The sequence below is a fragment of the Roseibium sp. AS2 genome (assembly GCF_038900065.1).
In the GTDB taxonomy this organism is placed as follows: Bacteria; Pseudomonadota; Alphaproteobacteria; order Rhizobiales; family Stappiaceae; genus Roseibium.
Genome location: NZ_JBBMQN010000010.1, coordinates 16,790 through 28,904, shown reverse-complemented (window position 1 = coordinate 28,904; position 12,115 = coordinate 16,790). Strand labels below are relative to the sequence as shown.

Genomic DNA, 12,115 nt, shown 5'->3' with positions numbered 1-12,115 from the left:
CGGGATCGAAGCGACCCCGGCGGCGTGTCGCCGGATCAGCCGCCGGTGGCTGCCTTGATCTTTTCCAGTGTCTTGCCTTCCATGTCCTCGACACCGGGAGGAATGTTGGCAAAGAACTTCAGATTGTCGATGTCCGCATCGGTGAAGGCGGCATTGACGGCAGCCTTCTTGTCTTCCGGCAGCAGGTCCTTGCCGCCCTTGACGGCGGCAATGGCACCGGTGCTTGCCGACATCATCGTGACGTTTTCCGGACGCAGCACGAAGTTGATCCACTTGTAGGCGGCGTCATCGGCCTTGGCCTTGCGCGGCAGCGCGAAGGTATCGATCCACGCAAGCGCGCCTTCCTTCGGCGGGACGAAGACGATGTTCGGGTTCTGGTCGAACAGCTTGTAGGCTGTGGAATCCCAGGTTTCCGAAGCGACGATTTCGCCCGACAGCATCATGGCGGACAGGTCGTCGCCGCCCTTCCAGTAGGCCTTGATGTTGGCCTTGCACTCGATCAGCTTGTCGGCGACCTTGTCGAGAATACCCTGGTATTTCTCCAGATCGTCATAGGCCGCGAACGGGTCTTCGCCCATGGCGTAGGCGGTGCCGAGCAGGATCGTGCGCTTCAGACGCATCGAGGTCTTGCCCTTGTAGGCCGGGTCGCACAGGTCCGCCCAGCTCTTCAGGTCAGGTGCCTTGGTCTTGTCGGCCATCAGGCCGGACGTGCCCCACTGGTGCGGCACCGCATAGACGCCGCCGTCGATGGTGGTGTTCGCCTTGACGCCGTCAAGCAGCTTGGCTTCCATCACGCCGGTATCGATCTTGGAAAGATCCAGCGGCTTGTAGATGTCATATTCCAGTTGAGCCGCGTAGATCCGGTCGTGGCTCGGCTGTGCCAGGTCGAAACCGGCACCGCCGGTGGCCCGCAGCTTGGCGATCATTTCCTCGTTGTTGGAGAAGGTGACCTCAACATCGATATCGGGATATTCTTCTTCGAATTTCTGAACCAGTGCGTCGGGGGCGTAGGACCCCCAGGTCAGCAAGCGCAGCGTTTCCGCCTGGGCGGTCCCTGCGCTTGTGAGCATGGTCGCGGCCAATAGGCCGGCCAGTTTTGTTTTCAAATGCATAACGTCCTCCTGAACACACACAGTAAACAAACCGCCTGAAAGCCTAGGTCTGAATTGGCCTGCCAAATATATCCATTGCAGATAATTTAGCAGTCCAATTTAAACGTGTCGCGAGTCAGCTCGCGCTGCAGTCCGGCAGAATGGTCTTCAAAACATCTATGCCTTTCCTGATCTCATCCTGCGCGCAACTGCCAAATCCTAGCACGATGCCGCGTTGGGAGATGGGGGCTACGGCGTAGCGGGTCAGTGGTGCCGCCGTAATGCCGTGGGCCGCGGCCCCGTCGACGATCTTGCCTTCTTCGAGGCGGGAGGACAACAGGCCGATTGCATGGAAGCCGCTGCTGGTCGGCTGCAGATTGATATCGCCGGCAAGGCTGGCGGCCGCTGCCATCAGGGTATCGTGGCGATGCTTGTAGAGTTGGCGCATGGTGCGGATGTGGGTCGCAAACATGCCCTCGTCCATGAACTCGGCGACAATGGCCTGTGTGACCGTCGGAACCCCGCTGAGCCAGGTCAGGCAGACCTGTTCGAAACTCTCGATCAGGCCCTCCGGAACCAGCACGAAGCCGAGCCTGAGGGCAGGGAACAGGGATTTTGAGAATGTGCCGACATAGATGACCCGCCCGTGGGTATCGATGCTTTTCAGGGTCGGGGGCGGCTGGTCGCCGTAATAGAATTCGCCGTCGTAGTCGTCCTCCACGATGATCGCATCGGCGTCGTTGGCGGCTTTCAGGAGCGCCAGCCGCCGCGGCAGGCTCATGACATGGCCGAGGGGCTGCTGGTGCGACGGGGTGACGAAGGCCAGACGGAAATGGGGGGCCTTGGCAAGACCGTCCTCCACCGAGAGCCCTTCTTCGTCCACGGCGACGGAGACCGGATTGGCGCCGACCGCGACAAAGGCATTGCGGGCGCCGATCGCACCGGGGTTTTCGAACCAGATCGGTTCGCCGGGATTGACCAGCAAGCCGCCCACCAGGGAGAAAGCGCGCTGGGCGCCGTTTGTGATGAAAATCTGCTCCGGGTTGCAGCGGATGCCGCGCGAGGCATTGAGCTGGCGGGCGATCGCCCGGCGGAGCCGCATATAGCCGAAGGGTTCGCCATAGCCGGTGATGTGGTCGCGGTCCTTGCGCCAGTGGCGGGCGGACAGCTTGGCCCACTGGGCCATGGGAAAGGCGTCGAGCGCCGGCAGCGCGGTGACAAAGGCCTCGGACCTGTGCGGCAGCCGCGTGCGCGGCGCCAGATCGGGGATCGCGTGCCGGGCGGCGTGGGACAGGCGCGGCACGACGGCGGCGACATCGCTCGCCTCCCGCAGGGGTTTTGGCGCCAGGCGGGCATTGAGGGCTTCGCCGACATAGGTGCCCGCGCCGACCCTGGCTTCCAGAAGGCCTTCGGATATCAACCGGTCGACGGCGTCGATGACGGTGGTCCGCGACACGCCGATCTCCTGCGCCAGCGTGCGGGTGGCGGGCAGCCGGTCGCCGGGCGTCAGTGCTCCGGTCAGAAGCAGGTCGCGCAAGGCCATGTAGAGCTGGATGGCAATTTTCCTGTCGGCGGTCTTGTCGATCTTGATCGAGGACAGCACCGCACCGGCATGGCGCTTCATTCAGACTCCTGTTCCAATTGGCTCTCGGTCCAATTGGTATGAGAGTTTGCTCAAAACGGATCTTATATCAAGTCCAATTCCAGGTAGGTTGGCCTCTAGCCAATCACAAACCCGCCGGGACGGGCCGCGACCAGGGTCCGTGGAAAAAAGATGAAAATCCAATCAATTGAAACGTTTACCGATGAATTTGTCTGTTTTGTCCGGGTCACGTCGGACAGCGGTGCGACAGGCTGGGGGCAGGTGGCACCCTATTTTGCGGATATTACCGCGGAAGTTGTGCACCGGCAGGTGGCGCCCTATGCGCTCGGCCAGGATGCCTTCGACATCGAACACCTGATGGACATCATACCGGACCGCGAGCACAAGTTCCCCGGGGCCTATCTGCGCCGGGCCATGGGCGGGCTGGATACGGCGCTGTTCGACCTGCGCGGCAAGCTGGAAGGCAAGCCGGTCTGCGAACTGCTCGGCGGCACGCCGGGCAAGATCCGGGCCTATGGCTCGTCCATGAAACGGGACATCACACCGAAGGACGAGGCGGAGCGGCTGAAAAGACAGCAGGACCTCTTCGGCTTCGACGCTTTCAAGTTCCGGATCGGGGCCGAATGCGGCCGCGACCAGGACGAATGGCCCGGGCGGACGGAGGAAATCGTGCCGACGATGCGCAAGGCGTTCGGTGACGACACGGCGCTGCTCGTGGACGCCAATTCCTGCTATTCGTCGGCCAAGGCCATCGAGGTCGGCAAGGTCCTGCAGGATCACGGCATTTCCCACTATGAGGAGCCCTGCCCGTACTGGCATTACGACCAGACCAAAGAGGTGACCGACGCGCTGGAGATCGACGTCACCGGCGGTGAGCAGGACTGTTCTCTGGTCGACTGGAAACGCATGATCGATCAGCGTGTCGTCGACGTGATCCAGCCGGACGTGTGTTATCTGGGGGGCATGGTGCGCACCATGAAAGTGGCGCGGATGGCCCATGAAGCCGGCCTTCCCTGCACGCCGCATGCGGCCAATCTGTCACTGGTGACCCTGTTCACCATGCATCTGCTGCGGGCCATCCCGAATGCCGGCAAGTATCTGGAATTCTCCATCGAGCAGGAAGACTACTATCCGTGGCAGTACGGGCTGTTCAGGGCCTCGCCCTACGATGTCACTGACGGCCAGGTGACAGTCACAGACGCGCCCGGCTGGGGGGTCGATATCAACCCGGACTGGCTGGCGAAAACCGCCTACAAGATCAGTTCCAGGGAGGGCTGAGCATGTCTTCAGCAATCGACCTTTTGAAAGAATACGCCGAAACCGGCACGCTCAAGGCCCTGCCGCTCGGTCATTTCATCGACGGTGCGTTCGCGCAGCCGTCGCACAACCGGACCCTGGAAAGTTTCGACCCGGGCAGGAGCATGGCTTTCGCCCGGTTCACCGCAGGGACGGCCGAAGACGTCGACCAGGCCGTGATGTCGTCGCGCGCGGCGTTCGAGACCGTCTGGCGGGACACGGCGCCTGTGGAGCGGGCGCGGATCCTGCAGAAGGCGTCAGCGCTGATCCTGGACAATCTCGATCTTCTGGCCGTCACCGAAACCCTCGACAGCGGCAAGCCACTGCAGGAGGCGCTTGGCGACGTGCGTGGCGCGGCGCGGACCTTCGAGTATTACGCGGGCGCCTGCGACAAGCTGCAGGGCGACAGCTTTCCACTCGGGCCGGATCATATCGGTTACACCATTCACGAGCCGGTCGGGGTCACGGCGCATATCATCCCGTGGAACTTTCCGATCTCGACGGCGGCGCGCGGCTTCGCCCCGGCGCTGGCGGCCGGCTGCACCGTGGTGGCCAAGCCGGCGGAACAGACCCCGTTCACCGCGCTGCTGCTGGCCAGGATCCTGAGTGATGCCGGTCTGCCGGATGGTGTCTGCAACGTGGTGACCGGAACCGGCCGGGAAACAGGGGCGCCGCTGACCGCGCACACGGATGTCGATCACATCACCTTCACCGGGTCGGTTCAGACCGGCCGGACCGTGATGAAAACGGCGGCCGAAGAGATCACCCGCGTGGTGCTGGAACTCGGCGGAAAGTCGCCTGTGGTGGTGCTGGCCGACTGCGACCGGGAGCAGGCCCTGACCGGCGTGCTCGGGGCAATCTACGAAAATGCCGGCCAGATCTGTTCGGCAGGCTCGCGCCTCGTGATCGAAAAGAGCATCCATGAGCAGTTTGTCGGAGACCTGGCGGCTCGGGTGAATGCCCTGACACTGGGGCACGGTCTTGAAAAACCGGATGTCGGCCCGGTCAATTCCGCCGGCCATCTGGCCAAGGTCGCCGGCTTCATCGACCGGGCACGGGAGCGCGGTGCGAACATCGTTGCGGGCGGGTCGGTGACCCACGATCCGGCGACGGGCAAGGGCTGGTTCTTCGAGCCGACCATCGTCGATGCGGTTGCCGCCGACGACGAGCTGGCTCAGGATGAAATCTTCGGGCCGGTGCTGACCGTCCAGGTGGCCGATGATGCCGATCATGCGCTGGAACTGGCCAATGACTGCCAGTACGGACTGGTCGCCGGCATCTACACGTCGAATTTCGCCCGGGCCCATCAGCTCGCACGGCGGATCGATGCCGGCCAGATCTATATCAACGAATATTTCGCGGGCGGTGTCGAAGTGCCGTTCGGCGGCAACAAGAAATCCGGCTTCGGCCGGGAGAAGGGCCTTGAAGGCCTGAAGAGCTACTGCAAGACCAAGAGCATCGCCGCAAGGATCACCTGAGCGCAAGTCCTCTGAAAATTCTGTCCCGACTCCCACTGCAAGGCCGGTTCGCGTTCCCCGAACCGGCCTCTTTTTTACGCGGTTGCCGTCAGTCCCGGAGCGGCTGCTCCGGCACCTCGTCAGGTTCGATCACGGGTGTTTGCCCTGCTTGCGGCGCCGGTTCGACAAACTTTCCGTCACCGACGGGTCCGGGCCTTAGAACGCCTTTGCAGTCGGACAGAGGTTGTGTCTCCATGTTTTCCGAAGACCGACTGTCACCGTGATCCTGACGCGGCCGGACGGTGCAGTCTTCATGCTCCTGGGCGGCGACACCCGGTGTCGCAGTCAGGACGACAGCCGCCATCAAGGCGGATTTGAGCACGGCGCGGGACGGGCCGGAGCGATCTGATGCAATGTTCACCTGGGTGACCTCCTTGGTTCGCTTCCGTCAGGAAAACGTCCCGAGGGCCAAGGAGTTCAATCAGGGGGTGCCGGAGCCGGCGAAAGTTTCGGCGATCACGTTGCGGTCGGCAGGTCCGGCAAATGCTTCAGCAAGGACTCCTTCGCGCCCCGGATGTGTTCGCGGGTCAGCGTCGAGGCGAGGTCCGCGTCACCGATTTCGCAGGCTTCCAGAATGGCGAAGTGCTCGCGGCCGGCGCGGTCCATGCCGTCGGACATGACAAGCTGTGCACGGACCTGGCGTTCGACGCGGTCGATGGCATTGTCGGCGATTTCCTGGAAGAACTTCAGGTCGCTCGCGCTGTACAGCGTTTCGTGAAAGGCACGGTTGAGATCGCCATAGGCCATCGGATCCGTGGCCGCGGAAAAGGCCGCGCATTTGTCGCGTGCCCCGGCCAGCAGCTGCCGCGACATGCGCGGCACCGCATCCCGGATGATTTCCGGTTCGACCAGGGCCCGCAGATCGAAGATCTCCGCGGTCTCCTTCGCCGACAGCCCGGCGACCACGGCGCCCTTGTAGCGCCGGGTCCTGACCAGGCCCTGTTCCTCGAGGCGCGAGATCGCCTCGCGTACCGGAATCCGGCTGGTGTTGAACAAGCGGGCGATTTCGTCCTGGCGGAGCGGTTCGCCTTCCTCGATCTGGCCCTCGATAATGGCTTTCCGGAGCGCGTCGAAGACGATCGAAGACGCCGAGGCGGTCGCGGAAATATCCATCGATTTCAGTTTCATAAGCCGTTTCTCCCTGAGGCCTTCTTTTAGGGGAAGGTCGCATTGCTTTGAAGTGAAATTCATTTTGAATATTTCATATTGAATATTGGATCCAATCTGGTTTATCAATATCGGGCCAGACGATTTTCCGGGGAAGGAGGACGCCCCGGCGCCGGGCACGCTTCGCAACCGGTCAGGATACGACCGGAGTTTGACATGCAAAATCAGGCCCGGGTCGGAAGAGGTCCCGGGACCAAAAATCTTCGAAAAAAGGAAGAGGGGAACTCATGTTCAAGAAATTTCTGGCCGCGGCCGCCGTGTCGATCGCCACAGCGGTTCCGGCAACAGCCGACACGCTCGACGATGTTGTCGACCGGGGTGAACTGCGCTGCGGCGTGGTGCTCGATTTTCCGCCGATCGGCTACCGGGACGAAAACAACGAACCTGCCGGTTATGACGTCGACTATTGCAACGACCTTGCGGCTGCCCTGGAAGTCGAACCGGTCATTCTGCCGCTGACCTGGGCCGAACGCCTGCCGGTGATCGTCACCGGGCGCGCCGACGTGGTCTTCGGCGCAACGTCTGACAGTCTTGCACGCGCACGGACGGTCGGTTTCAGCATTCCCTACGCAATCTACTATGCCCAGGGCGTGGTCAATTCCGATAGCGGTATCAAGACGTTCGAAGACATCCGCGGCAAGCGTGTCGCGGCGGCCATCGGCACGGTGCCGGAACAGGAATGGCTGAAGATCGCCGCCGAATGGGGCGAGGAGGATCTCTACCAGGGCTACCAGTCCGAAAATGAAGTGTTCCTGGCCGTGGCCCAGGGCAAGGCCGATATCGGTATCACCACAAACACGGCGGTCAAGCCGATTGCCGATCAGTATGACACCATCGACGCCGGCCCGCGCATGCCCTGGACCACGGATTACACGTCCGTTGTCGGCAAACGCGAAGACGTGACCTGGCTGAATTTCCTCAACCTGTTCGTCACCCATCAGGCGCGATCCGGCCGGTACCAGGAGCTGTGGGGCAAATATGTCGGCGGCGAAGCTCCCGAACTGCGCATTCCGGGTGTGATGTACTAAGTCGCGGACCTGAAGCGTTCCGTCTGGAAACGGGCTGTGCGTGTGTTCGAATGGCGTCTTTGACCCGAGGCCATCTCACTCCCGGTGAGCGGCCGGCGTGAAACGGCGGGTGAGGGGGCGGATCTGGCAGATACGCCGGGGATCTCTCCTCACCCATCCCTCTCGTCGAGGGAAGGTGTCACGCCCTGCCATGCGAACACGCCGCCTTGCCCTGATCCGGAGGATCCAGCCGGAGCTATCGGTAGATCAATGTTCGACTATAATTTCCACTGGCGGCCGGTCCTGAAAAATCTGCCGGACCTGCTGGAAGCGGGGCTCCTGACACTTCAGGTCGCCACGCTTGCGATGGTTCTCGGTATCGTCATCGGCTTGTGCCTGGCGCTGATCCGGATGAAGCTGAAGGGGCCGCTCTACTGGCTTGCGACGGCCTGGGTGGAGCTGGCGCGCAACACGCCGGCCCTGTTCCAGCTGTTTTTCTTCGGCTTCGGTCTGGGGGCCTTCGGCCTGCACCTGACCCCGTTCGCGATCGTGCTCGCGGGCCTCAGTTTCAATTGCGCCGGCTATCTTGCGGAAAATTTCCGCGGCGGGTTTCAGGCAGTGCCCGATACCCAGCTGCGTGCGGCGCGCTCACTCGGCATGACTGCGTTTCAGGCCTATACGCGTATCATCATTCCGCAGGTGTTCCGGATCGTCTATCACCCGCTCACCAATCAGCTTGTCTGGGCGGTCCTGATGTCGTCGCTCGGCATGCTGGTCGGTTTCCGCGAGCTCTCGGGCGAGACCCAGTTTTTCGCCAGCCGCACGTTCCGGATCTTTGAATATTTCGCCATGACCGCCGTGATCTATTATGTGATCGTGAAGTTCATTCTCCTTGCTTCCCGGCTTCTGGCCATGCGCCTGTTCCGATACTGAGGAGACCGATATGAACCAGACACTCAACTTCTTCTCCGGCTTCAACATCAACGATCTGTGGTTTCTGGGAGAAGCTGCCCTCAGAACCACGTGGATCTCCGCCCTGTCGATTTCCATCGGCACGGTGCTCGGCGCGGTGTTCGGCTGGCTGCTTTACGAGGGCCGGGTCTGGGCGACCGTCCTGCTGGCCCCGGTGCTCGATGTCTTCCGCTCCGTGCCGCTGATCATTCAACTGGTGCTGTTTTACAATTTCGCCCCGATCGCCGGTCTCAACCTGGATCCGTTCGGATCGGGTGTGGTGATCCTGACGATCTACACCGCCGCCCTTGTCGCCAGTGTCGCCCGCGGCGGGATCGAGGCTGTCGGGCAGCCGATGCGCCGGGCGGCCCGGTCACTGGGAATGAGCTACTGGCAGGACATGCGTTATGTCGTGCTTCCCATCGGTGGGCGGGCGGTGTTTCCGGCCTGGGTCGGGGTCGCGCTCGGTGTCATGAAGGACAGCGCCCTGGTGTCCGTGCTGGGGTATGTCGAACTGCTGAAAGCCAGCCAGATCCTGATCACAAGGACCCAGGACCCGTTCCTGATCCTCTCCATTGCCGGCGCGTTCTATTTCGCGCTGTCCTTCCCGATCTCGCGCTATGCCGCAAAACTTGAAAAGAGGTGGGCTCAATGATCGAGATACGCGGCCTTGAGAAATATTTCGGTTCCCTGCAGGTGCTCAAGGGCATCGATCTGGACGTTCAGAAGGGCGAGGTGCTTTCCGTCATCGGCGCGTCGGGCTCCGGCAAGTCGACGCTGCTCTATTGCATCAACGCTCTGGAGCCGATCGACAAAGGCTCCGTGATCGTCGACGGCACCGATGTCCACGCCAAGGGCACAGACATCAACAAGCTGCGCCAGAAACTCGGCATGGTGTTCCAGCAATGGAACAGCTTTCCGCATCTGACAGCGCTTGAAAACGTCGCGCTGTCTCCCCGGATCGTCAAGGGCAAGTCAAAAGCCGAGGCGTTGCAGATTGCGGAAAAACAACTGAAACATGTCGGGCTGGAAGACAAGCTCAACGTCTTTCCCAATGCCCTGTCCGGCGGACAGCAACAACGCCTCGCGATTGCCCGGGCGCTTGCCATGGAGCCGACCTACATGCTGTTCGACGAGGCAACCTCGGCGCTCGATCCGGAACTGGTCGGCGAAGTGCTCGACACCATGCGGTTGCTGGCCGACGAGGGCATGACCATGATCTGCGTCACGCACGAAATGGGCTTTGCCCGCGACGTCTCCGACCGGGTCGCGTTCTTCCAGTCCGGTGTGATGGAAGAGATCGGTCCGCCGGATCAGATCTTCGGTCAGCCGGTCTCTGAAAACACCCGCAAGTTTCTTGCAAACGTCCGCTGATCCGCCGCGAGAATCGGCCGTCGGCCCGGAGCATCCTGCAGGCGCGTGAACGCAGCGGGTTGACCGAACACTTAACAGGCAGATGAACTGTCGGAGATCCGCAGGATTCCGATTGGCCATCCGCCGACCCAGGGGCTCATGTCCGCCAAGCGCAATCCGTGGCGGCGGGCCCGACCCTTCAAGGAGTAGACAATGACGTCCAATATCTTTTCCGGCACGATGCCTGCCCTGATGACCCCGTGCAAGGCCGACCGCTCGCCGGATTTCGATGCTCTCGTGAAGAAGGGCAGGGAACTGATCGATGCGGGCATGTCCGCGGTCGTCTATTGCGGGTCCATGGGCGACTGGCCGCTTCTGACGGACGGCGAGCGCATGGAAGGCGTCGAGCGTCTGGTCCGGGCCAGTGTGCCGGTGGTCGTGGGCACTGGCGCCGTCAACACGAAGGCCGCCGTCGCCCTTTCGGCGCATGCCGAAAGGGTCGGCGCGCACGGGCTGATGGTGATCCCGCGGGTGCTGTCGCGCGGCAGTTCGGTGATCGCGCAGAGGCATCATTTCAGCGCCATCCTCAAGGCCGCGCCGAGCCTGCCCGCAGTGATCTACAACAGCCCCTATTACGGTTTCGCCACCCGCGCAGACCTGTTCTTCGACCTGCGCGCGGAGTTTTCGAACCTGATCGGCTTCAAGGAATTCGGCGGCTTCGACGATCTGCGCTATGCGGCGGAAAACATAACGTCCCAGGATGATCAGGTGACCCTGATGGTCGGCGTCGACACCGCCGTCTATCACGGTTACGTCAATTGCGGCACGACGGGTGCGATCACCGGCATCGGCAATGCCCTGCCCAGGGAAGTGCTGCATCTGGTGGCGCTGTGCAGGAAGGCGGCGGAAGGCCACGCGGAAGCGCGCATGAGAGCCAAGGAACTGGAAGAAGCGCTCGGCGTGCTTTCCAGCTTCGACGAGGGCCCGGATCTCGTGCTTTACTACAAGCACCTGATGGTGCTGAACGGGGAAGACGAATACCGCCTGCATTTCAACGAGACCGACGCGCTGAGCGATGCGCAACGCAACTATGCCGAGGCTCAGTACAGCCTGTTCAAGGCCTGGTATGCGGACTGGTCGAAGCAGGGAGGCGTGATTGGCGAATGCGCGTAATCGACAGTCATACGGCCGGTGAACCTACCCGGGTCGTGCTTGACGGCGGTCCCGACCTTGGATCGGGCACGCTGGCCGAGCGGGCGGCGCGGCTGCAGGCGGAGCATCTCGATTTCTGTGCGTCCGTGGTGCTTGAGCCGCGCGGACACGACGCGATCATCGGGGCGCTGCTGGTGCCGCCGGACGATCCCGGGTGTGCGGCCGGGGTGATCTTCTTCAACAACCTTCGGAACCTGGGCATGTGCGGCCATGCCACCATCGGTCTCGGGGTCACGCTGGCCCATCTGGGACGGATCGGGCCGGGCCGGCACGGTCTCGACACGCCGGTGGGCAGGGTCGGGATCGATCTTCTGGATGCCAACACGGTGTCGGTGGTCAATGTCGAGAGCGACCGGCACCTCAAGGACGTCACCGTCGAGGTCGACGGGGTCGGACCGGTGACCGGCGACGTCGCCTGGGGCGGCAACTGGTTTTTCCTGGTCGGAAAAAGCCCGGTCGCGCTGACCGGAGCCAATATCCGACCGCTGACCGATCTGTCGCTTGCCATACGCACGGCACTGGAGACGGCGAACGTGACGGGCAGGGACGGTGCCTGGATCGACCATATCGAGCTGTTCGGACCGGCTGAAAATCCGGAGGCCGACAGCCGCAATTTCGTGCTGTGTCCGGGAGGCGCCTACGACCGCTCGCCCTGCGGCACGGGCTGTTCGGCGAAACTGGCCTGCCTGGCGGCGGACGGAAAGCTGGCGCCGGGCCAGGACTACGTTCAGGAGAGCGTGATCGGCAGCACCTACAAGATCAGTTACCAGCCCGGTCCGGGCGGCGGCGTCATCCCCACCATCACCGGTCAGGCCTTCGTGACATCGCGTGCCACCTTGATGTTCGACGCCGCCGATCCCTATCGCGCGGGCATCCGCCTTCAGGACACGTCCTCGTAATCGAGGACGAGACGTCAGC

The 12,115-nt window shown here is 62.5% G+C and carries 12 protein-coding genes; 8 read left to right on the top strand and 4 right to left on the bottom strand.

Features of this window, described 5'->3' with window-relative positions:
• Positions 1–35 precede the first annotated feature (35 nt).
• Positions 36–1,112: an extracellular solute-binding protein gene (locus WNZ15_RS23875; protein ID WP_342895547.1), complete on the bottom strand. Its 1,077-nt coding sequence runs from the start codon at positions 1,110–1,112 to the stop codon at positions 36–38.
• A gap of 115 nt (positions 1,113–1,227) precedes the next feature.
• The gene (locus tag WNZ15_RS23870; RefSeq protein ID WP_342895546.1) at positions 1,228–2,715 is read right to left on the bottom strand and encodes a PLP-dependent aminotransferase family protein; all 1,488 of its coding nucleotides are present in this window, start codon (positions 2,713–2,715) and stop codon (positions 1,228–1,230) included.
• Between the two features lie 150 nt (positions 2,716–2,865).
• On the opposite strand from WNZ15_RS23870, the gene WNZ15_RS23865 reads away from it, so the two are divergent.
• Together WNZ15_RS23865 and WNZ15_RS23860 are read left to right on the top strand one after the other, a co-directional pair.
• The gene (locus tag WNZ15_RS23865; RefSeq protein ID WP_342895545.1) at positions 2,866–3,972 is read left to right on the top strand and encodes a mandelate racemase/muconate lactonizing enzyme family protein; all 1,107 of its coding nucleotides are present in this window, start codon (positions 2,866–2,868) and stop codon (positions 3,970–3,972) included.
• Between the two features lie 2 nt (positions 3,973–3,974).
• Complete coding sequence (locus WNZ15_RS23860) at positions 3,975–5,468, top strand: aldehyde dehydrogenase family protein (RefSeq protein ID WP_342895544.1); 1,494 nt, start codon at positions 3,975–3,977, stop codon at positions 5,466–5,468.
• Positions 5,469–5,556: 88 nt separating this feature from the next.
• Here the strand turns inward: WNZ15_RS23860 and WNZ15_RS23855 are convergent, their stop codons facing one another.
• On the bottom strand, positions 5,557–5,868 hold the full coding sequence (locus tag WNZ15_RS23855) for a hypothetical protein (protein ID WP_342895543.1): 312 nt from the start codon (positions 5,866–5,868) through the stop codon (positions 5,557–5,559).
• A 95-nt stretch (positions 5,869–5,963) separates the two neighbouring features.
• Positions 5,964–6,635 (bottom strand): GntR family transcriptional regulator, encoded by a 672-nt coding sequence (locus tag WNZ15_RS23850; protein WP_342895542.1) that lies wholly within the window; start codon positions 6,633–6,635, stop codon positions 5,964–5,966.
• Between the two features lie 266 nt (positions 6,636–6,901).
• On the opposite strand from WNZ15_RS23850, the gene WNZ15_RS23845 reads away from it, so the two are divergent.
• The 6 genes from WNZ15_RS23845 (at position 6,902) to WNZ15_RS23820 (ending at position 12,096) form a co-directional block, all read left to right on the top strand.
• The gene (locus tag WNZ15_RS23845) at positions 6,902–7,702 is read left to right on the top strand and encodes a transporter substrate-binding domain-containing protein (RefSeq protein ID WP_342895541.1); all 801 of its coding nucleotides are present in this window, start codon (positions 6,902–6,904) and stop codon (positions 7,700–7,702) included.
• A 249-nt stretch (positions 7,703–7,951) separates the two neighbouring features.
• Entirely contained in the window at positions 7,952–8,614 is a 663-nt protein-coding gene (locus WNZ15_RS23840) for an amino acid ABC transporter permease (protein WP_342895540.1), read from the top strand.
• Positions 8,615–8,624: 10 nt separating this feature from the next.
• Complete coding sequence (locus WNZ15_RS23835) at positions 8,625–9,287, top strand: amino acid ABC transporter permease (RefSeq protein ID WP_342895539.1); 663 nt, start codon at positions 8,625–8,627, stop codon at positions 9,285–9,287.
• Positions 9,284–10,006, top strand: coding sequence for an amino acid ABC transporter ATP-binding protein (locus WNZ15_RS23830; protein ID WP_342895538.1), 723 nt, complete (start codon positions 9,284–9,286; stop codon positions 10,004–10,006). The genes WNZ15_RS23835 and WNZ15_RS23830 overlap by 4 nt, the downstream gene beginning before the upstream one ends.
• A 192-nt stretch (positions 10,007–10,198) precedes the next feature.
• Positions 10,199–11,158: a dihydrodipicolinate synthase family protein gene (locus tag WNZ15_RS23825; RefSeq protein WP_342895537.1), complete on the top strand. Its 960-nt coding sequence runs from the start codon at positions 10,199–10,201 to the stop codon at positions 11,156–11,158.
• Positions 11,149–12,096 carry a proline racemase family protein gene (locus tag WNZ15_RS23820; protein ID WP_342895536.1) on the top strand — a complete coding sequence of 316 codons (948 nt, stop codon included), beginning with the start codon at positions 11,149–11,151 and terminating at the stop codon, positions 12,094–12,096. Before WNZ15_RS23825 ends, WNZ15_RS23820 begins: the two co-directional genes overlap by 10 nt.
• Positions 12,097–12,115 lie beyond the last annotated feature (19 nt).

Coding starts and splice junctions, on each gene's coding strand:
- WNZ15_RS23875 (WP_342895547.1), bottom strand. CDS start 1,112: ATGCATTTGAAAACAAAACTGGCCGGCCTATTGGCCGCGACCATGCTC.
- WNZ15_RS23870 (WP_342895546.1), bottom strand. CDS start 2,715: ATGAAGCGCCATGCCGGTGCGGTGCTGTCCTCGATCAAGATCGACAAG.
- WNZ15_RS23865 (WP_342895545.1), top strand. CDS start 2,866: ATGAAAATCCAATCAATTGAAACGTTTACCGATGAATTTGTCTGTTTT.
- WNZ15_RS23860 (WP_342895544.1), top strand. CDS start 3,975: ATGTCTTCAGCAATCGACCTTTTGAAAGAATACGCCGAAACCGGCACG.
- WNZ15_RS23850 (WP_342895542.1), bottom strand. CDS start 6,635: ATGAAACTGAAATCGATGGATATTTCCGCGACCGCCTCGGCGTCTTCG.
- WNZ15_RS23845 (WP_342895541.1), top strand. CDS start 6,902: ATGTTCAAGAAATTTCTGGCCGCGGCCGCCGTGTCGATCGCCACAGCG.
- WNZ15_RS23840 (WP_342895540.1), top strand. CDS start 7,952: ATGTTCGACTATAATTTCCACTGGCGGCCGGTCCTGAAAAATCTGCCG.
- WNZ15_RS23835 (WP_342895539.1), top strand. CDS start 8,625: ATGAACCAGACACTCAACTTCTTCTCCGGCTTCAACATCAACGATCTG.
- WNZ15_RS23830 (WP_342895538.1), top strand. CDS start 9,284: ATGATCGAGATACGCGGCCTTGAGAAATATTTCGGTTCCCTGCAGGTG.
- WNZ15_RS23825 (WP_342895537.1), top strand. CDS start 10,199: ATGACGTCCAATATCTTTTCCGGCACGATGCCTGCCCTGATGACCCCG.
- WNZ15_RS23820 (WP_342895536.1), top strand. CDS start 11,149: ATGCGCGTAATCGACAGTCATACGGCCGGTGAACCTACCCGGGTCGTG.